The sequence below is a fragment of the Brachybacterium sp. ACRRE genome (assembly GCF_022346485.1).
GTDB lineage: Bacteria > Actinomycetota > Actinomycetes > Actinomycetales > Dermabacteraceae > Brachybacterium > Brachybacterium halotolerans.
This window is the reverse complement of record NZ_JAKRMO010000018.1, coordinates 1-26,478: the sequence shown is the minus strand read 5'-3', so window position 1 is coordinate 26,478 and position 26,478 is coordinate 1. Positions and strand designations below refer to the sequence as shown.

Annotated in this window: 28 protein-coding genes; 18 read left to right on the top strand and 10 right to left on the bottom strand. The window is 72.5% G+C overall.

Translation table 11 applies throughout. The features are described from left to right. Window positions 1–29 precede the first annotated feature (29 nt). The 6 genes from pgsA (at window position 30) to MHY49_RS07390 (ending at window position 4,182) form a co-directional block, all read left to right on the top strand. Entirely contained in the window at window positions 30–638 is a 609-nt protein-coding gene (pgsA, locus tag MHY49_RS07415) for a CDP-diacylglycerol--glycerol-3-phosphate 3-phosphatidyltransferase (protein ID WP_152353564.1), read from the top strand. Beyond that, window positions 635–1,165 (top strand): CinA family protein, encoded by a 531-nt coding sequence (locus MHY49_RS07410; protein ID WP_239203396.1) that lies wholly within the window; start codon window positions 635–637, stop codon window positions 1,163–1,165. The genes pgsA and MHY49_RS07410 overlap by 4 nt, the downstream gene beginning before the upstream one ends. A gap of 339 nt (window positions 1,166–1,504) precedes the next feature. Next, entirely contained in the window at window positions 1,505–1,810 is a 306-nt protein-coding gene (locus MHY49_RS07405) for a helix-turn-helix domain-containing protein (RefSeq protein WP_152353562.1), read from the top strand. A 1-nt stretch (window position 1,811) separates the two neighbouring features. Then, window positions 1,812–2,036 (top strand): DUF3046 domain-containing protein, encoded by a 225-nt coding sequence (locus MHY49_RS07400; protein ID WP_152353561.1) that lies wholly within the window; start codon window positions 1,812–1,814, stop codon window positions 2,034–2,036. 284 nt (window positions 2,037–2,320) lie between these two features. Then, window positions 2,321–3,442, top strand: a complete 1,122-nt coding sequence (recA, locus tag MHY49_RS07395) for a recombinase RecA (RefSeq protein WP_152353560.1) — start codon at window positions 2,321–2,323, stop codon at window positions 3,440–3,442. Between the two features lie 107 nt (window positions 3,443–3,549). Continuing rightward, a complete protein-coding gene (locus tag MHY49_RS07390) occupies window positions 3,550–4,182 on the top strand; it encodes a regulatory protein RecX (protein WP_239203395.1) in 633 nt (210 codons plus the stop codon). A 28-nt stretch (window positions 4,183–4,210) separates the two neighbouring features. Here the strand turns inward: MHY49_RS07390 and MHY49_RS07385 are convergent, their stop codons facing one another. The 4 genes from MHY49_RS07385 to MHY49_RS07370 are packed head-to-tail and all read right to left on the bottom strand — an operon-like array spanning window position 4,211 to window position 7,496. Then, window positions 4,211–5,080 (bottom strand): amino acid ABC transporter permease, encoded by an 870-nt coding sequence (locus MHY49_RS07385; RefSeq protein ID WP_239203394.1) that lies wholly within the window; start codon window positions 5,078–5,080, stop codon window positions 4,211–4,213. Further along, the gene (locus MHY49_RS07380; RefSeq protein WP_200501147.1) at window positions 5,077–5,724 is read right to left on the bottom strand and encodes an amino acid ABC transporter permease; all 648 of its coding nucleotides are present in this window, start codon (window positions 5,722–5,724) and stop codon (window positions 5,077–5,079) included. The genes MHY49_RS07385 and MHY49_RS07380 overlap by 4 nt, the downstream gene beginning before the upstream one ends. A 24-nt stretch (window positions 5,725–5,748) precedes the next feature. After that, the gene (locus tag MHY49_RS07375; protein WP_239203393.1) at window positions 5,749–6,720 is read right to left on the bottom strand and encodes a glutamate ABC transporter substrate-binding protein; all 972 of its coding nucleotides are present in this window, start codon (window positions 6,718–6,720) and stop codon (window positions 5,749–5,751) included. A gap of 56 nt (window positions 6,721–6,776) precedes the next feature. Then, window positions 6,777–7,496 carry an amino acid ABC transporter ATP-binding protein gene (locus MHY49_RS07370; RefSeq protein WP_370646038.1) on the bottom strand — a complete coding sequence of 240 codons (720 nt, stop codon included), beginning with the start codon at window positions 7,494–7,496 and terminating at the stop codon, window positions 6,777–6,779. 169 nt (window positions 7,497–7,665) lie between these two features. Between MHY49_RS07370 and miaB the strand changes: the two genes are divergently transcribed. Next, window positions 7,666–9,207, top strand: a complete 1,542-nt coding sequence (miaB, locus tag MHY49_RS07365; protein ID WP_239203392.1) for a tRNA (N6-isopentenyl adenosine(37)-C2)-methylthiotransferase MiaB — start codon at window positions 7,666–7,668, stop codon at window positions 9,205–9,207. A gap of 52 nt (window positions 9,208–9,259) precedes the next feature. Here miaB and MHY49_RS07360 read toward each other — a convergent pair whose 3' ends face one another. Further along, window positions 9,260–10,003: a glycerophosphodiester phosphodiesterase family protein gene (locus MHY49_RS07360; RefSeq protein ID WP_239203391.1), complete on the bottom strand. Its 744-nt coding sequence runs from the start codon at window positions 10,001–10,003 to the stop codon at window positions 9,260–9,262. 144 nt (window positions 10,004–10,147) lie between these two features. Further along, the gene (locus tag MHY49_RS07355) at window positions 10,148–10,630 is read right to left on the bottom strand and encodes a YbjN domain-containing protein (protein ID WP_227488213.1); all 483 of its coding nucleotides are present in this window, start codon (window positions 10,628–10,630) and stop codon (window positions 10,148–10,150) included. 109 nt (window positions 10,631–10,739) lie between these two features. On the opposite strand from MHY49_RS07355, the gene miaA reads away from it, so the two are divergent. Both miaA and dapF read left to right on the top strand, forming a co-directional pair. After that, complete coding sequence (gene miaA / locus MHY49_RS07350) at window positions 10,740–11,681, top strand: tRNA (adenosine(37)-N6)-dimethylallyltransferase MiaA (protein ID WP_239203390.1); 942 nt, start codon at window positions 10,740–10,742, stop codon at window positions 11,679–11,681. A gap of 10 nt (window positions 11,682–11,691) precedes the next feature. Beyond that, window positions 11,692–12,600, top strand: coding sequence for a diaminopimelate epimerase (gene dapF, locus MHY49_RS07345; RefSeq protein WP_239203389.1), 909 nt, complete (start codon window positions 11,692–11,694; stop codon window positions 12,598–12,600). 138 nt (window positions 12,601–12,738) lie between these two features. On the opposite strand, the gene MHY49_RS07340 is transcribed toward dapF, so the two are convergent. Continuing rightward, complete coding sequence (locus tag MHY49_RS07340; protein ID WP_239203388.1) at window positions 12,739–13,356, bottom strand: methyltransferase; 618 nt, start codon at window positions 13,354–13,356, stop codon at window positions 12,739–12,741. 169 nt (window positions 13,357–13,525) lie between these two features. Between MHY49_RS07340 and hflX the strand changes: the two genes are divergently transcribed. Together hflX and MHY49_RS07330 are read left to right on the top strand one after the other, a co-directional pair. Continuing rightward, complete coding sequence (gene hflX / locus MHY49_RS07335) at window positions 13,526–15,058, top strand: GTPase HflX (protein WP_370646034.1); 1,533 nt, start codon at window positions 13,526–13,528, stop codon at window positions 15,056–15,058. A 178-nt stretch (window positions 15,059–15,236) separates the two neighbouring features. Next, window positions 15,237–17,207 (top strand): ATP-dependent DNA helicase, encoded by a 1,971-nt coding sequence (locus tag MHY49_RS07330; protein WP_239203421.1) that lies wholly within the window; start codon window positions 15,237–15,239, stop codon window positions 17,205–17,207. Between the two features lie 21 nt (window positions 17,208–17,228). On the opposite strand, the gene lexA is transcribed toward MHY49_RS07330, so the two are convergent. Then, the gene (gene lexA, locus MHY49_RS07325; RefSeq protein WP_239203387.1) at window positions 17,229–17,909 is read right to left on the bottom strand and encodes a transcriptional repressor LexA; all 681 of its coding nucleotides are present in this window, start codon (window positions 17,907–17,909) and stop codon (window positions 17,229–17,231) included. 179 nt (window positions 17,910–18,088) lie between these two features. Here lexA and MHY49_RS07320 point away from each other — a divergent pair, with 179 nt between their 5' ends. Beyond that, on the top strand, window positions 18,089–18,460 hold the full coding sequence (locus tag MHY49_RS07320; RefSeq protein WP_239203386.1) for a LysM peptidoglycan-binding domain-containing protein: 372 nt from the start codon (window positions 18,089–18,091) through the stop codon (window positions 18,458–18,460). 90 nt (window positions 18,461–18,550) lie between these two features. Continuing rightward, complete coding sequence (gene nrdR, locus MHY49_RS07315) at window positions 18,551–19,024, top strand: transcriptional regulator NrdR (protein WP_228358848.1); 474 nt, start codon at window positions 18,551–18,553, stop codon at window positions 19,022–19,024. Between the two features lie 186 nt (window positions 19,025–19,210). On the opposite strand, the gene MHY49_RS07310 is transcribed toward nrdR, so the two are convergent. Next, window positions 19,211–21,526 (bottom strand): AAA family ATPase, encoded by a 2,316-nt coding sequence (locus MHY49_RS07310; RefSeq protein WP_239203385.1) that lies wholly within the window; start codon window positions 21,524–21,526, stop codon window positions 19,211–19,213. Between the two features lie 145 nt (window positions 21,527–21,671). On the opposite strand from MHY49_RS07310, the gene MHY49_RS07305 reads away from it, so the two are divergent. After that, window positions 21,672–22,631, top strand: a complete 960-nt coding sequence (locus MHY49_RS07305) for a PAC2 family protein (RefSeq protein ID WP_200501134.1) — start codon at window positions 21,672–21,674, stop codon at window positions 22,629–22,631. A 126-nt stretch (window positions 22,632–22,757) separates the two neighbouring features. Continuing rightward, on the top strand, window positions 22,758–22,973 hold the full coding sequence (locus MHY49_RS07300) for a cold-shock protein (RefSeq protein ID WP_200501133.1): 216 nt from the start codon (window positions 22,758–22,760) through the stop codon (window positions 22,971–22,973). Window positions 22,974–23,012: 39 nt separating this feature from the next. Here the strand turns inward: MHY49_RS07300 and MHY49_RS07295 are convergent, their stop codons facing one another. After that, window positions 23,013–23,906: a fused MFS/spermidine synthase gene (locus tag MHY49_RS07295; protein WP_239203384.1), complete on the bottom strand. Its 894-nt coding sequence runs from the start codon at window positions 23,904–23,906 to the stop codon at window positions 23,013–23,015. A gap of 159 nt (window positions 23,907–24,065) precedes the next feature. Between MHY49_RS07295 and MHY49_RS07290 the strand changes: the two genes are divergently transcribed. From MHY49_RS07290 to MHY49_RS07280, 3 genes are all read left to right on the top strand, one after another. Further along, on the top strand, window positions 24,066–24,497 hold the full coding sequence (locus MHY49_RS07290; RefSeq protein WP_239203383.1) for a hypothetical protein: 432 nt from the start codon (window positions 24,066–24,068) through the stop codon (window positions 24,495–24,497). Between the two features lie 106 nt (window positions 24,498–24,603). Further along, entirely contained in the window at window positions 24,604–25,839 is a 1,236-nt protein-coding gene (dinB, locus tag MHY49_RS07285) for a DNA polymerase IV (RefSeq protein WP_239203382.1), read from the top strand. Window positions 25,840–25,985: 146 nt separating this feature from the next. Beyond that, complete coding sequence (locus tag MHY49_RS07280; protein WP_239203381.1) at window positions 25,986–26,384, top strand: DUF3040 domain-containing protein; 399 nt, start codon at window positions 25,986–25,988, stop codon at window positions 26,382–26,384. Window positions 26,385–26,478 lie beyond the last annotated feature (94 nt).

Genomic DNA, 26,478 nt, shown 5'->3' with positions numbered 1-26,478 from the left:
GCGTCATCGACGCCGACCGAGGAGCAGGCATGAACGCCCCGCAGACCCACCCGGACGCCCCGCCCGTCCCGCTGTGGAACATCGCGAACATCCTCACGATGATCCGCTGCGTGATGGTGCCGGTGTTCGTCGTCGTCGCCGCCTTCTACCCGGACGTCATCTCCGGGCGGCTCGTGATCACGGCGATCTTCGTGCTCGCGATGATCACGGACTTCCTCGACGGGCACCTCGCCCGCAGCCGGAACCTCATCACCGACTTCGGGAAGATCGTCGACCCGATCGCGGACAAGGCCATGACCGGCGCCGCCTTCGTCATGCTCTCGGTCTGGGAGTACATCCCCTGGTGGATGACGATCCTGATCCTGCTGCGCGAGTTCGGCATCACCATCATGCGCTTCACGATCCTCAAGTACGGCGCGCTGCCGGCGAACCTCGCGGGCAAGACCAAGACGATGATGCAGACGATCGCGATCACCTTCTGCCTGCTGCCCTTCGAGCTGTGGTGGGGCCCGGCGCGCTGGATCGGCCTCGCCCTCGTGGTGATCGCCCTGGTCCTCACCGTCTACTCGGGCCTGGTGAACCTCAAGGACGGCCTGCGGCTGCGTCGCGAGGCCCTCTCCTCGACATCCCGCCGATGAGCGGGACCCCGGACACCGCACGGGCGGTGATCGCTCTCGCGACCGAGGCCGGGCTGCAGCTCGCGACCGCGGAGTCGCTCACCGCCGGAGCCGTCGTCGCGCGGCTCGTGGACGTTCCCGGCGCGAGCGCATGCGTCGCCGGGGGAGCGGCCTGCTACAGCTACGGGGCCAAGCACCGCGTGCTCGGGGTCGACGCCGCCGAGCTCGAGCGCACCGGCGCCGTCACGGCGGAGGTCGCCCGGGCCATGGCCCGCGGTGCGCTCTCTCTCTACGACGCCGATCTCGCCGTGTCGACCACCGGGGTCGCCGGTCCGGGGGCCGACGATCGCGGCGTCCCCGAGGGGACCGTCCACCTCGCCGTCGCGGTGCGCGGGGGCGGGGACCGGTCCGCGCAGGAGCCCCGGATCGCCCTCGAGCGTGAGCTGCATCTCGCCGGTTCTCGCGCCGAGATCCGTGAGGAGAGCGTCGGCGTCGCGCTCGACCTGCTGCGCACCGAGCTCGAACGGATGGCGCAGGCCCCCTTCTGACCTCGCGCGATGCGCCGAGGGGACCCTCGGCCGGGGTTCGACGGCCCGTCCGCACAGCGTCATGAGGGGCAATGCACTGGGTTCTCCGAGGGAGCCGACCGTAGGATCGGGAACACCCGGAGCGGTCGGGACGTTGCACTCACCGTGATGAGCACGATGAATCCCACCCGCGCACGGCGCCCCGGACACCCGGCGCCCGCCCGCGCGACCACCCGTCCCGGGACCCTGCGCGCGGGAGCGCAGCTCCCCGCCGGGGCGCTCCGCACCCCCCGCAGGGACACGCACGCACTCGCGGATGCGGCCACGGCCGCCCCCGCGCACACGAAGGGAGTCCGACCCATGATCCTCTTCCGCCAGGAGCTCGGCGACGTCCTGCGCGAGACCCGGCGCTCCCAGGGTCGCACCCTCCGACAGGTCTCCTCGGACGCCCGCGTCTCGCTGGGCTACCTCAGCGAGATCGAGCGCGGCCAGAAGGAGGCCTCGAGCGAGCTGCTCTCCTCGGTCACCGAGGCGCTCGGCATGCCCCTGTCCTTCGTGCTGCGCGAGGTCTCCGACCGCATCGCCGTGGCCGAGGGCATGAGCATCCCCGACACCATCCCCGAGGGTCTGGCCGACGGCACCGAGAGCCTCGTCGGCGCCGCCTGACGTGCGCCGCAGCGAGTACACGCAGCTCGCGGACCACGTCTTCGGGCGCACCCTCGCGACGACGTACACGCAGGAGCTCGCCCTCGCGCGGCTCGGCCACCGCACCCCCGCCCAGGCGATCGCCCAGGGCGAGGACGTGCGGGCGGTCTGGACCGCCCTGTGCGACGAGATGGACGTCCCGGAGTCGCGGCGCTGGGAGATCCCTCCCGAGCTGCGGCATCGCTGAGGGGCCGCAGGCCGCCTCACCAGCACGCGGGCCCTTCTTCCACGCGGCGCGCCGGACGACCGGCGCGCCGCGTGTCGCATACGTGCGTTCGAACATCTGTTCGGGTATCGTGGCGCCCGACGACCGGTTCCGCACAGGACCGATCCGCCCTCGCCCACGGGTCCTCCACAGGGGCCCTCCATCCACAGGCGGGGCGGGATCCTCCCGGATGTCCGACCGTCGACCTAGTGTGGCCGCACGGCACGCATCCGCCGGTCGCACCGGCTCCCCGGAAGGAACAGAACATGCCCGCAGCGAAGTCCAGCTCCGCACCCAAGGACCGCGCGTCCAAGGACCGAGCGTCCTCCCTCGACAACGCCCTCGCCCAGATCGACCGCCAGTTCGGCAAGGGCTCGATCATGCGCCTGGGCGATGACACCCGCCCTCCGGTCGAGGTCATCCCCACCGGCTCGGTCGCCCTCGACGCCGCCCTCGGCATCGGCGGCCTGCCCCGCGGCCGCATCGTGGAGATCTACGGCCCGGAGTCCTCGGGCAAGACCACGGTGGCCCTGCACGCGGTCGCCAACGCCCAGCGCAACGGCGGCATCGCCGCGTTCATCGACGCCGAGCACGCCCTGGACCCCGAGTACGCGAAGAAGCTCGGCGTGGACACCGACGCCCTGCTGGTCTCCCAGCCGGACACCGGCGAGCAGGCCCTCGAGATCGCCGACATGCTGATCCGCTCCGGCGCCCTGGACGTGGTGGTCGTCGACTCCGTCGCCGCGCTCGTGCCCAAGGCGGAGATCGAGGGCGAGATGGGCGACTCCCACGTCGGCCTGCAGGCGCGCCTCATGTCCCAGGCGCTGCGCAAGCTCACCGGTGCGCTGTCCTCCTCGGGCACCACCGCGATCTTCATCAACCAGCTGCGCGAGAAGATCGGTGTGTTCTTCGGCAGCCCGGAGACCACCACGGGCGGCAAGGCCCTGAAGTTCTACGCCTCCGTGCGCATGGACATCCGCCGCATCGAGACCCTGAAGACCGGTCAGGACTCCGTGGGCAACCGCACCCGCGTCAAGGTCGTGAAGAACAAGATGGCCCCGCCATTCAAGCAGGCCGAGTTCGACATCCTCTACGGCGAGGGCATCTCCCGCGAGGGCGGCCTCATCGACATGGGCGTGGAGAACGGCATCGTGCGCAAGTCCGGCGCCTGGTTCACCTACGAGGGCGACCAGCTGGGCCAGGGCAAGGAGAACGCCCGCCAGTTCCTCAAGGACAACCCGGACCTCGCCGCCGAGATCGAGCAGAAGATCCTGCAGACCCTCGGTGTGGGTGAGTACGCCGTCAAGGAGGAGGCTCCGGCCGAGGCCGAGGGCGAGTCCTTCGACGCCGGCGAGTTCCTCGACGAGGACGTCCCGGCGACGATCTGATCCGGCCACCCCGATCGGTCACCCATGACCGGGACGGAATCCGACCCAGCGCGCGGCGGCATGCATCCCATGCCGTCGCGCGCTCTCGTCCCCAGGACCCCTGAGCCATGACACCGACCCACCCCACGCCCGCGCACCGCGCCCCCGTGCAGCGCGACCTCGCCGCGCGCACCGACGAGATCCTCGCCCGCGCTCCCGCCGAGCCCACCGAGGCCGAGTGCGAGCGCGAGAAGCAGGTCGTCTCCCAGTGCCGGTATCTCATGCGCCTGCTCTCCACCAGGCGACGCAGCGCCGGGGAGATGTCCGCGCGCCTGCGCGAGCGCGAGGTCCCGGCCGATGTGGCCCACGAGGTCATGCAGCGGATCGCCCACGCGGACCTCATCGACGACGCGGCCTTCGCCCGCGACTGGGTGACGCAGCGCCGGGAGTTCCGCGGTCTGGCGGACGAGGCGCTGCGTCGCGAGCTCGAGGCGAAGGGCGTCGCGGCCTCCGATATCGACGCGGCGCTGGTGGCGCAGGCGGGCACGCCGCAGCACGCGGAGCTCGAGGAGGAGGAGCGCTGCCGCGAGCTCGTGCGCGGCCGCATCGCACCCGAGAGCCGCCGCACCGACATGGAGGACCGCTCAGAGCGCGCCCGCATGGCCCGCCGCCTCGAGGGGTACCTGCGCCGTCGCGGCTACGACGGCGCGCTCATCCGGCGCGTGGTCTCGAGCGAGCTCCTCGCCGCCACCGGCCGCTGACGACGCTGAGGGCGCTGCGGCGGGCGGGTCACTCCTCCACGAGAGTTGCGGTGCGCGCCACGCGGGCACCCCGGCGCTGCAGACGCCCATGGCGCTGGACCCACACCGCCAGGCGTGAGAGCAGCACGTTGAGGGTCACGAACACGGCGGCACCCACGGCCAGCAGGGGGAGCAGGTAGTCGGCGTTGGTGAGCGCGTCGGCGACCCGGCTGATCTGGCGCAGCAGCTCCGCATAGCCCACGATGTACCCGAGCGAGGAGTCCTTGATGAGGACGACGCCCTGGGCGATGAGCGAGGGGAGCATCATGCGCACCGACTGCGGCAGCTGGATCGTGCGGTAGATCAGACCGCTGCGCATCCCCAGCGAGTACGCGGCCTCGGTCTGGCCGGCGGGCAGCGCGCTGATGCCCGCGCGCAGGATCTCCGCGAAGACCGCCGCGTTGTAGACGACGAGGCCGAAGACCACAGCGACCAGGGGCGAGGCGCCGGGGAGCACGAGGATCCCGAACAGCATGACGAGCACGACGGGCAGCGCACGGAAGATCTCGATCACCGCCGAGGCGAGCCACCGCAGACCGCGCCACGGCGCCGAGCGGAGCGAGACCAGGAGGATCGCCAGGATCATCGCGAGCGGCAGGGAGATCACCGCGGCCAGCAGCGTGTTGAGCAGTCCCCGGAAGACGGCCGACCAGATGTCCTGCACCTGGTAGCCGGCGAAGTTCGGGGGCGCCTCGACGAGGATCCGCCAGCGGTCGTCGAACACGCCGTTGGAGGCGAGACGCCACCCCAGCACCACCAGGACGATGACCAGGAGGGCGCCGACCACCCAGCTCACGCGGCGTTCGCGCCGCTTCTCGTCGGGCCCGGGGACGTCGTACAGGATAGGACCGCTGCTCATCGTGCGAACGCCGCCTTCCGTTCGAGGGCCGCTGCGAGACGCCCCAGCGGGATGCAGATGACCAGATAGCACAGCGCGATGCCCACGAGGATCGCGATGACGTCCGAGGAGTGCGCGTTCGTCAGCCGCTTCGAGAGCGCGAACAGCTCGAGCACGCTGAAGGCGCCGGCGACCGAGGTGTTCTTCACGAGAGCGATGAGCACGCTGATCAGCGGAGGGATCGCCGTGCGGAAGGCCTGCGGGAGCACCACGATCGCGAGGTTCTGGCCGAACGACATGCCCAGCGAGCGCGCCGCCTCCGCCTGCCCCACCGCCACCGAGTTGATGCCCGAGCGCACGGCCTCCGCGACGAACGCCGAGGTGTAGCAGGTCAGCGCGATCACCGCCGCCACCTTGTAGGCGAAGGTGAACCCCATCGAGGGGGTCACGAACACGAAGAAGAAGAACACGATCGTGAGCGGGGTGTTGCGCAGGAACTCGGTGTACACGGTCGCCACGGTGCGCAGCGGCGCGTAGGGGGAGACCCGCATGGCGGCGAGCAGCGTCCCCACCAGCAGCGCGAGCACTCCGGCGGTGACGGCGAGGAAGAGGGTGGTGGTGAACGCGTCCCAGACGGCGGCGCGCGAGGCGAGGAGGCTTCCCATGGGCGGCGGCTCGGCTGCGGGCGCTCAGTAGCGGTCGATCTTCGGCGGGTCCGGGGTGGGCAGGACCTGCCCGGCCGTCGACTTCCAGGCCTCGGCCCAGCTGCCGTCGTCGTAGGCCTTCTGGAGGGTGTCGTTGATGAACTCGCGGAAGTCGTCGTCGCCCTTCTTCAGACCGATCCCGTAGGGCTCCTTCGTAAAGGTCTTTCCGTCGTCGACCATCTGCAGCTTGTCCTTGTCGGCCGCGACGAAGCCGGCCAGGATCACGTTGTCGGTGGTGACGGTGTCGGCCTGGCCGTTGTCCAGGGCGGTGACGCACTTGGAGTAGGTGTCGAAGGTGACGAGCTTCGCGTCGGGGTAGTTGTCCTCGATGTTCTGCGCGGGGGTCGAGCCCTCGACCGAGCAGACGTTCTTGTCCTTGAGATCGTCCGGTCCCGTGATCGCGTCGTCGCCCTTCTTCACCATGAGCGCCTGGCCGGCGGTGTAGTACGGGCCCGCGAAGTCGACGACCTTCTTGCGCTCGTCGTTGATCGTGTAGGTCGCGACCACGATGTCGACCTGACCGTTCTGGATGAACGGCTCGCGGTTCGCCGAGACGGTCTCGGTCCACTCGATCTTGTCGGCCTTGATGCCGAGGGCCGCGGCGATCATCTTCGCGATCTCGACGTCGAAACCGGTGGGCTTGCCGTCGGGGCCCGCCTGGCCGAACAGCGGCTGGTCGAACTTGGTGCCGACGGTGATCTTCCCGGCGTCGGCGAGCTTCGCCATCGTCGAGCCCTCCTCGAAGCTCGAGGAGTCGACATCGGCGACGTCGTCGGAGGCGTCGTCGCCTCCTCCGCACGCGGCGAGGGTGAGCGCCGCGGCGGCGCCGACCGTCCCGGTGAGGAAGACGCGACGGCTGGGGGCGCCCGGGCGCAGGGAGAGGCCCGTGCGGACTGCGGGACCGGCGGGGGAGGGCTGGTGCTCGGTGGGGACGTGATCGGGACGCTGGCGTGACATGACGGGCTCCTTCGGTGCCTCGGGTGCCGAGCGGCTTCGCGCGGCGGTAAGTGCGGTCAGTGGTGGAGGATCTTGGACAGGAAATCCTTCGCGCGCTCGGACTCGGGCGCGGTGAAGAACCGGTCGGGCGGGGCGACCTCGAGGATCCGTCCCGCGTCCATGAACACGACCCTGTCGGCCGTGCGGCGCGCGAAGCCCATCTCGTGGGTGACAACGATCATCGTCATCCCCTCGCGGGCGAGGTCGGTCATCACCTCGATGACCTCGTTGATCATCTCGGGGTCGAGGGCCGACGTGGGCTCGTCGAACAGCATGAGCTTGGGCTGCATCGCCAGGGAGCGTGCGATCGCGACCCGCTGCTGCTGCCCGCCCGAGAGCTGCGCGGGCAGCTTCTGCGCCTGGTCGGCCACGCCCACCCTCTCGAGCAACCTCATGCCGAGCTCCTCGGCCTCCCGGCGCGGCATCCTCTTGACCTTGATGGGGGCGACGGTCACGTTGTCCAGCACGCTCTTGTGGGCGAAGAGGTTGAAGGACTGGAAGACCATGCCCACCTCCGCCCGCAGCCGCGCGAGCCCGGGGCCGGAGGAGGGCAGCGGACTGCCGTCGATCGTGATGTCGCCGGAGTCGATGGTCTCCAGGCGGTTGATCGTGCGGCACAGCGTCGACTTCCCGGAACCCGAGGGGCCCAGCACCACGACCACCTCGCCCGCATCGACCTCGAGATCGATGTCCCGGAGCACGTGGAGGTCCCCGAAATGCTTCTGCACCTCTCGCATCGTCACGAGGGGAGGGGCCGTCCCGGACTCACTCCGGGACGCAGATGTGGTCTGGGTCATGGCGCGACCGTACGCTCTCCCGGCCGCCCGCATCCCTGCTCGGCCCGGTCCGTTACCCCATGGTGGCCTTCGCGGCGCCCCCGTGGACGGGTCGTACCCTGGTCGCATCATGACTTCCGTGCTCGCCCCGCAGAACGCCGACGCCGCCTCCGCCGCTCGCGGCACCTACCAGGTCCGCACCTTCGGCTGCCAGATGAACGTCCACGACTCCGAGCGCCTCACGGGCCTGCTCGAGGAGGCCGGCTACGTCGCCGCGCCCGCCGCAGCGGATCCCCGCCGCGGCGAGGTCGACGTGGTCGTCTTCAACACCTGCGCCGTGCGCGAGAACGCCGACAACCGCCTCTACGGCACCCTCGGCGCCCTGCGCCCCGGCAAGGACGCGAACCCCGGCATGCAGATCGCCGTGGGCGGCTGCCTCGCCCAGAAGGACCGCTCCGCGATCACCGAGCGCGCGCCCTGGGTCGACGTCGTCTTCGGCACCCACAACATCGGCTCCCTGCCCGTGCTGCTCGAGCGCTCCCGCCACAACGCCCGCGCCGAGGTCGAGATCCTGGAGTCCCTCGAGGTCTTCCCCTCGACGCTCCCCACGCGCCGCGAATCCGTCTACGCGGGCTGGGTGTCGATCAGCGTGGGCTGCAACAACACGTGCACCTTCTGCATCGTCCCCTCCCTGCGCGGCACGGAGCGCGACCGCCGACCCGGGGACGTGCTGGCGGAGGTCCGCGACCTCGTCGCGAGCGGCGCGATCGAGGTGACCCTGCTGGGGCAGAACGTGAACTCCTACGGCGTGGAGTTCGGGGACCGGGGCGCCTTCGCGAAGCTGCTGCGCGCCTGCGGGGAGATCGACGGCCTCGAGCGCGTCCGCTTCACCTCCCCGCACCCGGCGATGTTCACGGACGACGTCATCGACGCGATGGCCGAGACCCCCGCGGTGATGCCCCAGCTGCACATGCCGCTGCAGTCCGGCTCCGACGACGTGCTGCGGCGCATGCGCAGGTCCTACCGGTCGAAGAAGTTCCTCGGCATCCTCGACCGCGTGCGCGAGAGGATCCCGCACGCGGCCATCACGACGGACATCATCGTCGGCTTCCCCGGCGAGACCGAGGACGACTTCGCGCGCACCCTCGAGGTCGTGGAGGCCTCCCGCTTCGCGAGCGCCTTCACCTTCCAGTACTCGGTGCGCCCGGGCACGCCCGCCGCGACCATGGAGGACCAGGTCCCGCCCGAGGTCGTCCGCGAGCGCTTCGAGCGGCTCACCGCGCTCCAGGAGCGCATCGGCCTCGAGGAGAACCGCGCCTTCGAGGGCCGCGAGGTCGAGGTGCTCATCGCCGAGGGCGAGGGCACGCGCGACGCGGACACCCACCGCATCTCGGGCCGCGCGGCGGACAACCGACTCGTGCACGTGGCCCTGCCCGAGGACACGGCGGACGGAGAGCGGCCGCGCCCCGGCGACCTCGTGACCACGACGGTCACCCGCGCGGCCGGGCACTACCTCATCGCCGACAGTCCGTTCGCCGTCCGCCGCACCCGCTCGGGCGACGCCTGGGAGGCGCGCGAGAGCGGCCTCGGCGACGGCGATGCGTGCGGGACCGGGGCGCCGGCCCCGCAGGGGCCCGTCGGCCTCGGCATGCCGACCCTGCGCGCCCGCTGACGACGCCCGGTCCGCGGCCGTGCCGGTGATCCTCCGCCCGCGCTGACGCGGGTCAGTGCGCGCCGGCGCCCCCGCGACCCGCGAGGACGCGGCGGGCCCACGCCGGGTCGTCGCTCGTGACCGTGTCGACGCCGAGGGCGACGGCGCGGTGCAGCGGCTCCTCGTCGTTGATGGTCCAGGCGTTCACGAGATGCCCGGCCTCGCGGGCGCGGGCGACGTCGGCGTCCGGCAGCTTCGACATCTGCAGGCTCACGGCCTCGGTCCGGAGCTCCTCGGCGAGCGCCCAGAAGTCCTCGTCGGCGACGTGCGTGATCGCCGAGAGCGGGATCTGCGGAGCCACCGCCCGGGCGGCGCGCAGCGCCTCGGGCTTGAAGGAGATGATCCAGGCGGGGGCCACCCCGTCTCTGCTCTGGTCGAGGTCCCGGTCGACGAGCAGCTGCGCCGTCTGCTCGGCGGCCGCCACCGCCTTGACCTCGACGAAGATCGGGACGCCCGCGCCCTGGGCGATATCGAGGACCGCTTCGAGGGAGGGGATGCGCTCGCCGTCCGGCAGCAGCACGGTGTCGAGCTCGGCACGGGTGAGCTCCGCGAGGGACCCGCTGCGCAGCGGGGAGTCCTCGGCGGCGGTGCGGTCGATCGTGGTGTCGTGCATGATCACGAGCTGCCCGTCGGCGCTCAGGTGCACGTCGCACTCGAGAAGGTCCGCGCCCGCGTCGACGCCCGCGCGGAAGGCGCGCAGCGTGTTCTCGGGAGCGAGCCTCGCGGCACCGCGGTGTCCTACGATCTTCGGCTGCATCAGCCGATCACCTCCTGCGGGTCGTCATGGTTCTCGTCGAGGATCTTCTGGACGGCCTCGGCGATCGGCACGTACGCGGTGCTGCGGCACGGACGCCAGCGCGGTCGGGCCCCGGCTCCCGGGGGATCCCCCGAGCGGGCGGGCTCAGTCGTCGAGCTCGTCGACCTCCGCGCCCAGGCGCTCCTCGAGCTCGTGGAAGAACGCGATGACGGTGCGCAGCCCGCACTCGATCGCGCGGTCGATCTGCTGATCGGAGGCGCCCGAGCTGAAGTCGGAGGTGACCTCGCCGTACAGCCCCAGCAGGCCCTCGGACTCGCGTCGCACGTACACCTTGGGCCAGACGCGGCTCATGTTCCACTCGTTGCAGAGCTTGAGCATCTCGGGCTTGTGGGCGCGCGAGACGGAGCGGTTCCAGCGGCCGCGGATCTGCAGCACGCTGCCGGCCTCGCCGGTGAGCATGAACTGGAAGCGGTAGTCGTCGAACCGCGCGCGCAGCACCTCGGGATGATCGGTGTCCTCCACGAAGGCGTAGCCGTGGCCGGACAGCGCCGCCTCGACGCGGTCGGTGCTGATCGGGTCCAGACCCTCCATCGACGCGGTGGCGGAGGAGGCCTGCTGCTGTGTCACCTGGAACCTCGTGGACGTAGGGGCGATCGGGACGGGCCCCACACTAGCCCCTTGCGCGCGCGAGGGCACCGCGGGGGTTGTCCACGGCACTCCGGGTACAGTGCGCAGCATGCCCGCGCCCGCCCCGCACCTGCCGATCCTCGCGATCGTCGGCGCGACCGCCACGGGCAAGTCCGACCTGGCCCTCGACCTCGCCGAGAGCCTGGACGGCGAGATCGTCAACGCGGACGCCCTGCAGCTCTACCGCGGCATGGACATCGGCACGGCGAAGGTCGGCGCCGCCGAGCGCGAGCGCGTCCCACACCATCTGCTGGACGTGCTCGAGGTGACGCAGGAGGCCAGCGTCTCCGCCTACCAGCGCGAGGCCCGTGCGGCGATCACGGAGATCCGCGCCCGCGGGCACGTTCCCGTCGTCGTCGGCGGATCCGGTCTGTACGTGCGCGCCCTCCTCGACGACATCCGCTTCCCGCCCACGGATCCCGAGGTCCGTGCGCGACTGGAGCGGCGCGCCGAGAGCGAGGGCGTCGCCTCCCTGCGGGCCGAGCTCGAGCGCACCGATCCCGGGGCCGCCGCGGCGATCGGAGCGCAGGACGCGCGGCGCATCGTGCGCGCCCTCGAGGTCGGCGAGATCACCGGAGGATCCTTCCGCGCCTTCCTCCCGCAGCGCGAGCACCTGGACCCCGCGACGCTGCAGATCGGACTGCACCGCGAACGCGAGGACCTGCGTGCACGGGTCGCGGTGCGCGTGGATCGGATGGTCGAGCAGGGGCTGCTCGACGAGGTCCGCGCCCTGCGCGCGCAGGGGCTCGACGAGGGCGCGACCGCGCGCCGCGCGATCGGGTACGAGCAGGCGCTCGCCGTCCTCGACGACGCCATGACCTGCCGCGAGGCGATCGACGCGACGGTCGCCGGTACCCGGCGCCTGGTGCGCAAGCAGGACACCTGGTTCCGGCGCGACGAGCGCGTGGCCTGGTTGCCGGCGTCCTCCGACGATCTCCTCGCACGTGCGCTGGACCTCGTCGCCGCGCATCGCGCGGAGGTGCGCGCGTAGGCTTCCGGGCATGCCGACACACCGTGACGAGTCCTCCGCGGCCACCGCCTCCGCGCCCCTTGCGCTGCGCTTCACCAAGGGGCACGGCACCCGCAACGACTTCGTGGTCCTCGACGACCCGGACGGCGCTCTCGCGCTCGACGCCTCCGTGGTCGCGGCGCTCGCGGACCGCCGCGGCGGCATCGGCGGCGACGGCGTGATCCGCGTGGTGCGCACCCGCGCCGCCGGCATCGACGCCCCCGCCGACGCCCCCGAATGGTTCATGGACTACCGGAACGCCGACGGCTCGATCGCCGAGATGTGCGGGAACGGCGTGCGCGTGTTCGCCGCCTTCCTCTCGCGCGCCGGGCGACTGCCGGGGGGCGAGGCGCCCCTGGACATCTGGACCCGCTCCGGCGTGCGCCGCCTCGAGGTCCTCGCGGATCCGCCGGCCCCGGGCGACCCCTGGCAGGTGCGCGTGGGCATGGGCCCCGCCGACGTGTCCGACGGGCCCGCCCGCACGGTGCGCATCGCCGGGCGAGAGCTGCCCGCGTGGGACGCGGACATGGGCAATCCCCATGCGGTCGTCGAGCTGCCCGAGGACCTGGTCCTCGAGGATCTCGATCTGACCGTCCGCCCGGGCCTCGACCCCGAGCCCGAGCACGGGGCGAACATCGAGTTCGTCGTCCGCCGCGGTCCCGCGCACGTGGCGATGCGCGTCTTCGAGCGGGGCGTCGGCGAGACCCAGTCCTGCGGGACGGGCGCGGCGGCCGTCGGCGTGGTCTCCGCCCTCTGGGCCGGGGACGGCGGCAGCGGACCCTGGCGGGTCGACGTGCCCGGCGGGACCCTCGAGGTCGCCCGCGCCGAGGACGGCCAGGTCACCCTCGCCGGCCCCGCGCAGCTCGTGGCCGACGGGGAGACCGCGCTCCCGCACGCCTGACCGGTCCGGAGGGGACGATCGGCCGCCGATCGTCCGGCCGGCCCCCGATCGCTCGATCGGATGCCGCGCGGCTCACGCTCCGCAGATCGGATCACGTCGGATCGCGCGCCGTGCTCGCCTGCCCCGGGAGGGGCGCGCTCAGGATTCCGCGAGAGGTCCGACCTCGAGGATCCGGAAGCCCTTCGCGCTCGCGACCTTCTGCACCGTGCGCCCCGGCAGCCGGTCGTCCAGCCATGCGGCCAGGGGATCCGCGCCGAGGTTCTTGCCGACCACGAGGCCGGCGGTGCCCTGCGCGGAGAGGCGTCCGCACCAGCGCAGCAGGAGATCGTGCAGCTCCTGCTTGCCGATCCGGATGGGCGGGTTCGACCAGATGGTGTCGAACAGCAGGTCGGAGGGGACGTCGTCGGGTGCGGCGACGTGCACCCGCAGGCCCAGCCGCTCGGCGTTCTCCGCGGTGATCTCGCGGGCGCGCTCGGAGACGTCGACAGCCCAGACCTCCGCGTCCGGATGGAGCAGCGCGGCGCTGAGCGCGATCGGTCCCCACCCGCAGCCCAGATCCAGCATCCGCGCCCCGGACGGCACCGGGGCGAGCGTGTCCAGACGGTCCAGGAGCACCGCGGTCGCCTTGTCCAGCCCGCGTGAGGAGAACACCGCGCGGGAGGTGACGAGGTCCCTCTCGGCGCCCGCGAGCCGCGCAGTCAGCGGCAGGCGGGAGGCGTCGGTCGCGCTGGTGGGGGAGAAGTAGTGCTCGGACACGGACACAGCGTACGCATCCGGCGCGCCGGGACCCCGTCGGCCGATGCGCCCTGGGCATAAATCTCTCGCCCCGCGCGCCGGACCGTGGGATTCTTGATGCTCACGATCCGCCCGCGGCGGATCCCCGCAGCACCCGCCCGACGCACCCCACAGGAAGAAGGCCGCAACCGTGCCGATCGCTTTTCACCCGGACTCCGAGAACGCCCCCGCGCAGGAGCACGGCGGCGAGGAGGCCGCCGGAGCGGACGAGCGCACGAGCAGCGACCCCCTGACCCGTCGGATCCTCGCGCGCGGCGACGCCTCCGTCTCCGCCGTCACCTACGCCTCGGACACCGACGGCGAGCAGCTCGACCTCGCCGACCGCCGCGCCCTGCGCCGCGTCGCGGGCATCCGCACGGACATCGAGGACGTCACCGAGGTCGAGTACCGCCAGCTGCGCCTCGAGCGCGTGGTCCTCGCCGGCATCTACACCTCCGGCAACTCCGATGACGCCGAGAACAGCCTGCGGGAGCTCGCCGCGCTCGCCGAGACCGCCGGCTCCGAGGTGCTCGACGGCGTCATGCAGCGCCGCCAGCACCCCGACCCCGCGACCTTCCTGGGCAAGGGCAAGGCCGCGGAGCTCGCCGAGATCGTCGCCGAGACCGGTGCGGACACCGTCGTGGCCGACGGCGAGCTCGCGCCCAGCCAGCGCCGCGCCCTCGAGGACATCGTCAAGGTCAAGGTCGTCGACCGCACCGCGCTGATCCTGGACATCTTCGCCCAGCACGCCAAGTCCCGCGAGGGCAAGGCGCAGGTCGAGCTCGCGCAGCTCGAGTACCTGCTGCCGCGCCTGCGCGGCTGGGGCGAGTCCATGTCCCGTCAGGCCGGCGGGCGCGTCGCCGCGGGCGGCGCCGGCATGGGCTCGCGCGGACCCGGCGAGACGAAGATCGAGCTGGACCGCCGTCGCATCCGCACGCGGATGTCCAAGCTGCGCCGCGAGATCAGGGACATGGCCCCGAGCCGCGAGGCCAAGCGCGCCGACCGCCACCGCCGCGAGGTACCCGCCGTCGCGATCGCCGGCTACACGAACGCCGGGAAGTCCTCGCTGCTGAACCGGCTCACGAGCGCCGGCGTCCTCGTGGAGAACGCCCTGTTCGCGACCCTGGACCCGACGGTCCGACGGGCCCAGACGCCCGACGGCCGCGAGTTCACCTACGCCGACACCGTGGGCTTCGTGCGACACCTGCCCACGGAGCTCGTCGAGGCGTTCCGCTCGACCCTCGAGGAGGTCGGCGACGCCGACCTGCTGCTCCACGTGGTGGATGCCTCGCATCCCGATCCCGAGGGCCAGATCCGGGCGGTGCGCGGTGTGCTCGCCGACATCGACGGCTTCGACGTCCCCGAGATCATCGTGCTGAACAAGGCCGACATCGCGTCGCCCGAGACGATCGCGCGCCTGCGCAGCCTGGCGGGGGAGTCCGCCGTGGTCTCCGCGCGCACGGGCGAGGGGGTCGACGAACTGCGCGACCTCATCGCCGAGCGCCTCCCGCGGCCGGCCGTCGAGATCGACACGGTCGTGCCGTACACGCGCGGCGACCTCGTCTCGCGCGCCCACTCGACCGGCGAGATCCTCGGCGAGGAGCACCTGCCCGAGGGCACGCGCCTGCACGCGCGGGTCGACTCCGCGCTCGCCGCGGAGATCCGGTCGCTCGTCGACGCCTGAGGCGCTGCGCCAGCGGGGCCGCTCCCGAGGACATCGGCCCCTCCCCGGCCGACGTGACGCGTCACCTCCGCGGGCCCCGACGCGCCTCGGCGATGCGCGCACGGCCCGCGGCTAGGGTGGGCCGGTGCCTGCCGCCCGTGAAGCCTCCGCGTCGCCGATCGCCGATCTCGACGTGCTCATGGACGCCGCCGTGGCGGGCCTCGAGGGGACGCGCCGCGAGGGCCAGACCCGGATGGCGAATGCGGTCGACACGGCCCTCGAGGGGCAGCGTCACCTGCTGGTCCAGGCCGGCACCGGCACGGGCAAATCGCTCGCGTACCTCGTGCCCGCACTGCGCCACGCGGTCGTGACGGGACGGCCCGTCGTGATCTCCACGGCGACCATCGCCCTGCAGTCGCAGATCGTGCGCAAGGACCTCCCGCGCATCGTCGAGGCGCTCGCCCCGCACCTCCCGCGCACCCCCACCTTCTCCCTGCTCAAGGGGCGCGGGAACTACCTGTGCCTGCACAAGATCGACGGCGGCTACCCGAGCGACATCGACCCCGGGGCGCTCTTCTCCCAGACCGCCGCCGATCCCGCGAGCGGCTCCTCCGAACGCCTCGGGGATCAGGTGAAGCGGCTGCGCGAGTGGTCTGCGCTCACCGACACCGGCGACCGCGACGATCTGGACATGCCCGTCTCCGACCGCGCCTGGCACCAGGTCTCGGTGACCGGTTCGCAGTGCCTGGGAGGGCACTGCCCGCTCGTGGACCAGTGCTTCGCCGAGCGCAACCGCGCCGTCGCCCGCGAGGTCGACCTCGTGGTCACCAATCACGCGCTGCTCGCGATCGACTCCTTCGACAACCACGGCATCATCCCCGACCACGACGCCGTGGTCTTCGACGAGGCGCACGAGCTCACCGCTCGCGTGACGAGCGCCGTCACCGACCAGCTGACCGTGGGCATGGTGCGCGGAGCCGTGCGCGAGCTGCGCGGTCTCGGCGTCGCCGCGACCGCGCTCGACGACGCCGGCGAGGAGCTGAACACGGTCCTGCCCGAGCTGCCCGACGGACGCGTCATGGGCGCCCTGCCCACAGCCGCCGCCGACGCCCTCACGCACCTGCGCACGGAGGCGCGCGGCGCGCACGCCGACGCCAAGGACGCGGGCGGCGACGCACCGACCGCGGCCGGCGCCCGCAAGGCGGTGCGCGCGAACCTGCAGGAGATCGTCGATGTCTGCGAGCGCCTCACCGCGCCCGACGAGGACGACGTCGTCTCGGTCTCCCACTCCGAGCGCACCGGCCGCTCGAGCCTCCAGGTCGCCCCGCTCGACGTCGCGGGCGCCATGCGCGGACGCATCCTCGAGGACACCACCGCCGTGCTCACCTCCGCGACGCTCGCCCTGGGCGGACGCTTCGAGCCGCCCGCCCGCGCCATCGGACTGGGCTCGCGCCGACGCATGGACGCCGAGGACGTCCCCCCGCTCGAGGACCGCAGCGCGTGGGCGGGGATCGACGTGGGCAGCCCCTTCGACTATCGCCGCCAGGGGATCCTCTACGTCGCCTCCCACCTGCCCGCGCCCGGCCGAGAGGGCCCGTCGCTCGCGATGCTCGACCACCTCACCGAGCTCGTCGAGGCCTCGCACGGCGGGGCGCTCTGCCTGTTCTCCTCGCGGCGAGGAGCGGAGGCCGCCGCCGAGCATGTGCGCGCGCGGCTCGACCTGCCGATCGGCCTGCAGGGGGAGGACTCCCTGCCCCGGCTCGTCGAGCAGTTCCGCGGCGACGACACCGCGAGCCTGTTCGGGACCATCGGGCTGTGGCAGGGCGTGGACGTCCAGGGACGCACCTGCCGCCTGGTGACCATCGACCGCCTGCCGTTCCCGCGTCCCGACGATCCGCTGACCTCCGCGCGCTCCGAGCGGGCGGACGCGGAGGGCGGCAGCGGGTTCATGCAGGTCTCGGTGCGCCACGCCTCGCTGCTGCTCGCGCAGGGGGCCGGGCGACTGATCCGCTCGCACGAGGACCGCGGCATGGTCGCGGTCCTCGACCCGCGCCTGCGCACCAAGCGCTACGGAGCCGTGCTGCGCGAGGCGATGCCGCCGCTGTGGCCCACGCAGGATCCCGAGGTCGCCCTCGCCGCCCTCGGACGACTGGCCCGCGCGGGGGAGTGAGCGCGGCGCGCTGAGCCCACGTCAGACGGCGCGCAGCACCGCCACGACCTTGCCGAGGATCTCGGCGTGGTCGCCCAGGATCGGGGCGAACGCGGGGTTGTGCGGCATCAGCCAGACGTGGCCGTCGCTCTGGGCGAAGGTCTTGACCGTCGCCTCCCCGTCGATCATCGCCGCCACGATCTCGCCCTTCTGCGCGACCGGCTGCGAGCGCACGACGACCCAGTCGCCGTCGCAGATCGCGGCGTCGACCATCGAGTCCCCGACGACCTGCAGCAGGAACAGCTCCCCGTCGCCCACGAGCTGCTGGGGGAGGGTGAAGACGTCCTCCACCTGCTCCTCGGCGGTGATCGGGATGCCGGCGGCGATCCGGCCGACGAGCGGCACGCTCACCGATGCGGAGGCCGCGGCGGCGCCGATCGCCTCGACGGGCGCGAGGGTCGGCTCGTCGGCGTCATCGGGCAGCACCACCTCGAGCGCGCGCGGGCGCTTCGGATCGCGGCGCAGGAAGCCCTTGCGCTCGAGCGCCTGGAGCTGATGGGAGACGGAGGAGGGGGAGGTGAGGCCGACGGCATCACCGATCTCGCGCATGGTCGGCGGGTAGCCGTGACGCTCGATGGCGGCGGTGATCGTCTCGAGGATCCGTCGCTGGCGCGCGGTGAGGCCGTCGTCGGTCAGGTCGGGACCAGAGGTCGTCGGGGTCATCTGCGCGGCTCCTCGCTTCGTCTGTCCCACCCCTGCGATTCAGTGGGACTCGTCGCTCAGCCTAGGCGTCGGGCGGCTTGATTCCAAACATGTGTTCGAGGAAGGTCTTGCGTGTCGCGCACGACGGGCCTACAGTCGTACACGTATTCGATCGAACAGGAGTTCGGACAATGGCCACCATGCTTCCCCTCCCCACCTCTTCGGCCCACGCCGAGCAGGCCTCTGCTCGCAAGGGTGTTCGACTGCAGCTCACCCGTCGCGGTCGCGTCCTGCTGGCCGCCATCGCGTTCCTCGCGGGGATCCTCGTCGCCCTGCTGGGCGTCCTCGTCCTCGGCGTCCCCTCCGCCTTCGCGGGCGATCCGCAGGAGCCGGTCACCGTGACCGTGCAGGCGGGGGACACTCTCAGCGACTACGCCGAGCAGTACGCGCCCGCCGGGGAGGACCCGCAGGACTTCGTGCGCGAGATGCGTTCGCTCAACGGCCTCTCGAGCCCCCGCATCACCGAGGGGCAGTCGCTCGAGCTCCCCGAGGGCAGCGTCGACGCCGCCTGAGTCGGCGCCCCCTGATCCGTCCGGGGCAGTGCGACGGGAGCCTCATGGGTCCGCTCTCCGCCCCGCGGTGCGCCCGGTAGGCTGGAGGACGTGCACTGCCCGTTCTGTCGCCACCCCGATTCGCGCGTCGTCGACTCGCGCACTGCCGACGACGGCGCCTCGATCCGGCGTCGCCGCCAGTGCCCGAACTGCTCGCGGCGCTTCTCCACGATCGAGACGGCATCCCTCTCGGTCGTCAAGCGCTCGGGAGTGAGCGAGGCGTTCAGCCGCTCCAAGGTGATCTCCGGAGTGCGCAAGGCCTGCCAGGGTCGTCCGGTCAGCGACGATCAGCTGGCCGTCCTCGCCCAGCGCGTCGAGGAGACCATCCGCCAGAGCGGCCAGGCCGAAGTCGACGCCCACGCCGTGGGCCTCGCGATCCTCCAGCCCCTGCGCGAGCTCGACGTCGTCGCGTACCTCCGGTTCGCGAGCGTCTACCAGGACTTCGATTCCCTCGACGACTTCGAGTCCGCGATCTCGGAGCTGCGTCAGGACGCGTCCGCCGGCAGCGGAGGCGCGGCGTCCTGAGTCGCGGAGCGGCCCGTCGGCCCTCGATACGAGGCCTTCGAGCCGCGGGAATCGTGGGGGATCCGTGTCGATCGGTGGAAAACGGTCCGAAGCACGGCCGTCATGCCCTTAAGATGTTCAGGGTGCGCCCAGCGGGCGCGCCGCCGACCGGCGGTCGTGGAGGGGAAGCCACGGCCGCCGGTCTTCTCATGTCCGGGGTGAGGAATCGACCGCGGCGCCGGTGAGACCCGCCGGGAGCTCCCGAGCGTGCACCACGTCCAGGCGCTGGGTCGCACGGGTCATCGCGACATAGAGGTCGCCGGCGCCGCCCTCGGAATCGGCGAGGATCTCCGAGGGCTCCACGAGGACCACCCCGTCGAACTCGAGACCCTTGGCGTCCTGCGGGGTCATCACGGCGATCGGGTCGTCGATGCCGCGGCTCCCGGTGCCGATGCGGCCCAGTCCGTCCCGTGCCCTCAGCGCGCGCACCACGCCATCGAGCAGCCGTCCCGGAGTGAGGACGACGAGGCGCCCGATCGCCTCGGCCTGCTGCGCGGCGACGGCGTCGGCCACGGCGTCCGGCAGTCCCGCTTCGTCGGCCGAGTGCAGCAGCACCGGCCAGTCGCCCTCGCGCACCGAGGTGACCTCGGTGATCGGGAGGTCGCGGGACTCGGCCACGGCCTGCGCCACGTCCATGATGCGACGCGGCGTGCGGTAGTTGACGCTCAGCGGCTCGACCTCGAGACGATCCTCGACGTAGGGGGCGAGCGCGCGCTCCCACGAGGAGGTCCCCGCCGACGACGAGGTCTGCGCGACGTCGCCGACGATCGTGAACGACTTCGAGGGGCAGCGGCGCATGAGCGTGCGCCACATCATCGCCGAGAGCTCCTGCGCCTCGTCCACGACCACGTGCCCGTAGGTCCAGCTGCGGTCCTCCGCGGCCCGCTCGGCGAGCGTGCGGCCGTCGGACGCCCGGTCCATGCGGTCCGCGAGGTCCTCGTCGCGCACGATCCCCGAGGTGTCGATGTTCTCGATGACCTCGCGCGCATAATCGAGATCGGCCTCGCGGCGTCGGCGGGAGCGCTCGGCGTCCGCCTGCTGGACCTGGTCGTCCTCGCCCAGCAGCTCCGCGACCTCGTCGAGCAGGGGCACGTCCTCGATCGTCCACGGGGCGTCCTTCGGGCGCACGAGGAGGTCGAGATCCGCGCCGGCGATGGAGCGCGGCGCGGCCGCGCGCAGCCGCTCGGGATGCGCGAACAGGACCCTCAGGAACGACTCCGGGGTGTACGGCAGCCACGCCAGGTTCAGCGCGCGGCGCACCTCCGGGTCACGACGCAGGTCGTCGAGGTATCCCGGTCTGTCCTCCGGGATCACCGTGGTCCCGCGGCGGGAGAGCTCCGCCTCGTACTGCTGGACCAGTCGGTCCAACGCCGCGCGCACGAACACGGCGCGCGCGGCGTTGTGCGGCTTGTGCGTCGAGCGGGCCTCGCGGCGGGCTTCGGCCAGGATCTTCCGGGTGATCCTGAGGGGCGTGCCGTCGATCGACAGCTCGAGATCCCGCTCCGGCACCAGCTGACGCTGCTTCACCGCGCGCGAGAGCAGCTCGGCCATCGCGCCCGCGCCCTTGAGGCGCGCGATCTCGGGCGCATCGTGCGTCGTGGTCTCCACGCCGGGGAAGAGCCCGCCCGGGGTCGACATCACCACGCCGGACTCGCCGAGGCTCGGCAGCACGCGCTCGATGTAGCGCAGGAAGCCGCGCGTGGGGGCGACGATCAGCACGCCCGAGTGCTCGAGGCGGCGGCGATGGGTGTAGAGCAGGTAGGCGGCGCGGTGCAGGGCGACGGCGGTCTTGCCGGTTCCCGGGCCGCCCTGGACGACCATCACCCCGCGGTTCGCGGAGCGGATGATGCGGTCCTGCTCCGCCTGGATGGTGGCGACGATGTCGCCCATGCGCCCGGTGCGCTGCGAGGACACGGCGGCCAGGAGCGCGCCCTCGCCCTGCAGCACGACCTCCTCGCCTCCCGCGCCCTGCGCGAGCATGGACTGGTCGAGCACGTCGTCCTCGAGTCCGACGACGGCGCGCCCCTGGGAGATGAGGTGGCGGCGCAGACGCACGCCCAGCCGCTCGAGGCTGGTCGCCTGGTAGTAGGCGGCTGCGGCCGGGGCGCGCCAGTCCACGAGGAGCTGCTCGCGCTCGGGGGTGAACAGGCCGATGCGGCCGATGTAGTGGCGCTCGCCCTCGTCCGTGTCGAGCCGGCCGAACACGACGCTCGAGCTCACCGTGCGCAGCAGCGCGAGCCGGTCCTCGTACAGCGCCATGAACGCGTCCCGCTCGGAGCGGTTCTGATGCGTCGCCGCGTCCTGCGATCCCTGGACCTCGTCCAGGCTGGTCTGGATCTGCGCCATCAGCTCGTCCACGCGCGCGTACAGGCGGTCCGCGTAGTCCTGCTCGAGGGCGATCTCACGGGCGACGTGCGCCTCCTCGCTCGCTGGCGCATCTGGCCGGGGTTCTGCTGGCTCCACGGGGCGTCCTTCCGTTGGCCGCGCGCACGAGGGGGTGCCGCCCTGATCCTGTGCGCGCGATGACATGGCGATCCATTATGGTGGAACGCGTCGAACGCGGGGAAAAGCCCTGCTCGACGGCGACTGCGAGGAGCGAGGTGCATCGATGCGTGACCCCCGTGACCTCTACGCCTACGAGTCCGCGGATGTGATCGCCGCGGTTCCCCGCGGCCGCCTGACGCTCGTGCACGCCCTCCCGGGTCTCGTGGACGCCGGCAACTCGTGCCGGATCGCCTCGACCTACCTCAAGGACTCCCTGCGCCACGTGCGGATCGTGACCTTCGACGTCGACGAGCTCGTGGACTATCGCGGCTCCCGCCCGCAGGCGGTCTTCGACGGCGCGGTGTACACCGAGGTCACCGTCCCCGAGATGTCCCTGTACCTCATGTACGACGAGGGCGACCGGCCCTTCCTCTACCTCGACGGCCCCGAGCCGGACCTGCAGTGGCGCCGCCTCAGCCAGGCCGTGATCGACCTCATCGAGTTCTTCGACGTCGAGAAGGTCGTGGGCATGAGCGCGATCCCCATGGCCATGCCGCACACGCGGCCGATCGCCATGATCACCCACGCCAACGACCCCGACCTGATCCCTGCGCACGAGCCCGAGCAGGGCGGGGAGATCGTGGTCCCGGCCTCGTTCGGCGCGCTCCTCGAGCACGAGCTCGGCAAGGCCGGGCACCCTGCGATCGGCTACGCCGCGCAGATCCCGCACTACCTCACGCGCACCGACTTCCCGGCGGGCGCGCTTGCGCTTCTGCGCCGTGTCAGCGAGGGCGCCGGTCTGGACATCCCGCTGGTGGACCTGGGGGATCTCACCGAGGCCGCGGGCGCGGCGCTCGAGAGCACCCTCACCGACAACGAGGAGGTGCTCAGCATGGTCGCGGCCCTCGAGGAGCAGTACGATGCGCAGTCCACCGAGAGCGACGGCGTCTTCAGCACCACGATGGACCTGCCCACGGGCGAGGAGCTCGCCGACCGCTTCGAGCGCTTCCTCGCCGGCGAGGAGGACGACGGGCCCGGCGGCGGATCGGGGCGGGGGCCCGGTTCCGGCCCCGAGGTCCCCTGAGGACGGGCCCGTCGGCCGCACCGGCGACCCGTCGGCGGTACCGGCGACCCGCCGGGCGCCGGCCATCGCGCGCCCTCGGCGCACGCAGCAGAGCACCATCGCAGGACACAGGAAGTGACGCTTTCCATGGCAGAGAGCACCGTGCAGGGCACCGTGAAGTGGTTCAACGGAGAGAAGGGCTACGGCTTCATCGAGGTCGACGGGCCCGGGGCCGACGTCTTCGTGCACCACAGCCGCATCGACATGGACGGCTACCGCACCCTCGCGGAGGGCCAGAGGGTCGAGGTCGACGTGGTGCCGGGCGAGAAGGGGCCGCAGGCCGAGCAGGTCCGCCCGCTCTGAGGCCCGGCCCACCTCCCGGGAGGCAGCGGCCGCCGCGCATCAGCCCTGCGCAGTGCCCTCGAGCACCGTTCCCGGGGCGGCGATCCGCGCCGCGTCCTCCCCGGCGGCCAGTCGCACCGCCACCGGATCCGAGCGCAGCGCCCGGTCGAGCGAGGCGGGCAGCGGGGCGTCGGAGGCGAGCAGCACGCAGTTCCCGCGCCGCCTGCCCTTGAGATGCGCCGGCTCGGCGATCGCGCCGACGTGTGCGAACACGCTCGAGAGCGTGGTCAGCTCGTCGGCGAGCAGGCGCGATCCGGGGCGGGAGGCGCAGTTGGCCAGGTAGAGGCCGTCTGCGGTGAGCACCCGGCGGGCGTGGCGGGCGGCGGCGACCGAGGTGAGCGAGGACGGGGTGCGATCTCCCGCGAAGACGTCGCGGGTGAGCACGTCGAAGCGGTCCTCGCGCCAGTCCGCGAGCGCATGCGCGGCGTCGTCGACGCGGATCCTCAGCTGCGGGGAGCGGGGGAGGGAGAACCAGGTCCTGACGTGCTCGGCGAGGAGCGCGTCGAGCTCCACGACGATCTGGCGGGCGCGCGGCCAGTCATGGGCGAGCGTGCGGGGCAGCGCGCATCCGGCGCCGCCCAGGTGCGCGACGGCGAGCTCGAGCCCGCGCCGCGGCGAGCCGTCGCCGTCCTTCCCGTCCCCGGCGCGCCTCTCGGCGGCCCAGCAGCGCATCGCGGCGCGCATCCACCGCATGTACTCGAAGACGAGGTGGTCCGGATCGGGATCCAGATGCGAGGAGGGCACGCCGTTGACCAGGAGCAGCACCGATCCGTCGGACTCGACGACGAGCTCGGCGCTGCCGGTCGTGATGGGGATGGCCTCGCCGACGGGCCCGAGATCGGGGAACGGCGCCTCCGAGGAGCTGCGGCGACGGCCGCGGGGTGGTGGGGTCACCCGGACACTCTAGGGCCGGGAGGCGCGCGCACTGGTCTCTGCACGCGGGGGCGGCGCGGGCGGACCGCGCGCGGTCCATCGGTCCTCCCCAGGTGCCCTGCGTCCACAGCGCCGACGCTCGCGCGTCGGATGTCGGTGCCTCCGCCTAGCGTTCCCACCATGACCACGCACACAGCGGAGCTCGTCCACCTGGATCAGGATCTCGCCGCCCTCGAGAGGGCCGAGGCGATGCTCGCACGCGCCCAGGAGCTCGCTGGGACCGACCCGCGCGCCTCCTACGAGCTCGTGCACCGTGCGGCGCTGCGCACTGCGGGCGTCCTCGTCACGCGGGCGAACCGGACCCGTCGGCGCAAGCTGCCGCTGAACGTGTGGACGGCGCTGGACCGCATGGGCGGGGATCGCCGGCGCTGGGCGGAGGACGCCTCGCGCTTCGTGGTCGAGCGCGACCGCCTGGACCGCGACCAGCGCGCGACCCCGGATCCCATCCTGCTGGCACTGCATCGCGAGGGGACCCGCGCACGCATCGCCCAGGTCCGCGAGGAGCTGCTGGCCTCCCTCGCCCCCTCGGAGGCGGTCGCGCTCGCCGGGTGAGGCCCCCGGCACGAGGGCTCCTCCGGGACCTGCCCCGCGCCGATTACCATGGTGCGCTCCGGCCCGCACGCGCGGGCGCGGGAGAGGAGCAGCGGAGGGAGCACGGATGTCGGGCACGGAGGACTGCACGATCCTGCACCTGGACATGGACGCCTTCTTCGCCTCCATCGAGATCCGCGACGATCCCGCCCTGCAGGGTCTGCCGGTCGTCGTCGGGGGAGCGGGCTCGCGCGGCGTCGTCGCCGCGGCGAGCTATCCGGCGCGCGAGCGCGGCATCCGCTCCGCCATGCCGATGGTCACCGCCCGCCGCCTCGCGCGCGACCTGGTCATCGTTCCGCCGCGAATCGACCGCTACCGCGAGGTCTCCGCGCAGGTCATGGATCTGCTCCGGGAAGTGACGCCCGCGATCGAGCAGATCAGCGTCGACGAGGCCTTCCTCGACATCTCCGGTGCCCGCCGCCTGTTCGGATCGCCCGAGCAGATCGCCCACCGCCTGCGCACCCGCATCCGCGAGGAGCTCGATCTGCCCAGCAGCGTCGGAGGGTCCGTGTCACGGGCGGTCGCGAAGATCGCGTCCGCCCGCGCCAAGCCCGACGGCATGCTGATCGTCCCGTCCGAGCAGACCGCCGCCTTCCTCGCGCCGCTGCCCGTGGGCGTCATCTCGGGCGTCGGCCCCAAGGCGCAGCAGGCCCTCGAACGGCTCGGGGTGCGCACCGTCGGTCAGCTGCGCGACATCCCCGCGGGGACCCTGCGTCGCGCCGTCGGCCCCCAGGCCCCCATGATCGCGCGGCTCGCGGCGGGGGAGGACCGCACCGGACTGGGCACGCGGGTTCGCGATCGCAGCGTCGGCACCGAACGCACCTACGAGGAGGACCTCGTGGACCCCGCCGAGGTGCGCCGCCGCCTCACCCTCATGGCCGACGAGGTGTCCCGCAGCCTGCGCCGCAGCCACCTCGCCGCGCGCGCCGTCTCCGTCAAGCTCCGTTCGCCGGACGGCACCACCATCACCCGATCGGCCACCATGGATCAGCCGACGGCGAGCGGCGAGCGTCTTCGCGAGCACGTGGTCGCACTCTGGGAGAGGGAGGTGCCGCGCATGCCGGCGGTGCGCCTGGCCGGGGTGCGGGCGGAGCGCCTGCAGGAGACCAGCGCGCAGCCCGCCGCGGCCGAGCTCTCCGGCCGAGGAACCGGCTGGCAGGGGCTGGAGAGCGCGATGGACCGCGCGCGCGACCGCTTCGGCTCCGGAAGCCTCTCCCGCGGATCGACCCTCCGCGCGCCGGACTCAGCGGGAGAGGACGGAGCCCAGCAGGAAGGTGCCCGCGGAGACGCGTCCGGGACGTGAGAGGGAGAGTGTCATGCGGTGGGCCGACGAGTTCCCATTCCCCAGCGGGCGGCAGTATCCTTAGGGGATCGACGATGGGGCTCGAGCCGCCCACGTCGATCGCGTTCAGCCGCAGGGAACACGGCACGGGACAAGGAGCCGGAACGATGCCGCTTTCGGAGCACGAGCAGAAGATGCTCGATGAGATGGAGCGTCAGCTCTTCGCCGACGATCCCCGGCTCGCCCGCGCCTTCCGCTCCGGCGCACAGGACCGGCGCGACCGCCGCCGCATCGTCCTCGGCCTCGCCGGAGTCGTCGTCGGGCTCGGCGTCCTCGTCCTCGGGGTCTCCCTGAACTTCATCTGGCTGGGCGTGCTGGCATTCCTGCTGATGCTCGCCGGAGCCGTCTACGCCGTGACCTCGCCGCGCAGCCGCCCTGGCGGTCCGGCCGCCGATCAGGGCGACGGGGGCGAGCAGCCCCGGCAGCCCGAGAACGGCGGCAGCGATTTCATGCGCCGCATGGAGGAGCGCTGGGAGAAGCGCTCGGGGGATGATCCCCGGGGCTGAACGCCCGCCCCCTACCGCGCCCCACCACCGCGTCACCACCCGCGACCCCGAGCCCGCGGCCCGGGGTCGCGGGTGGTGACGCGGTGGTGGGGCG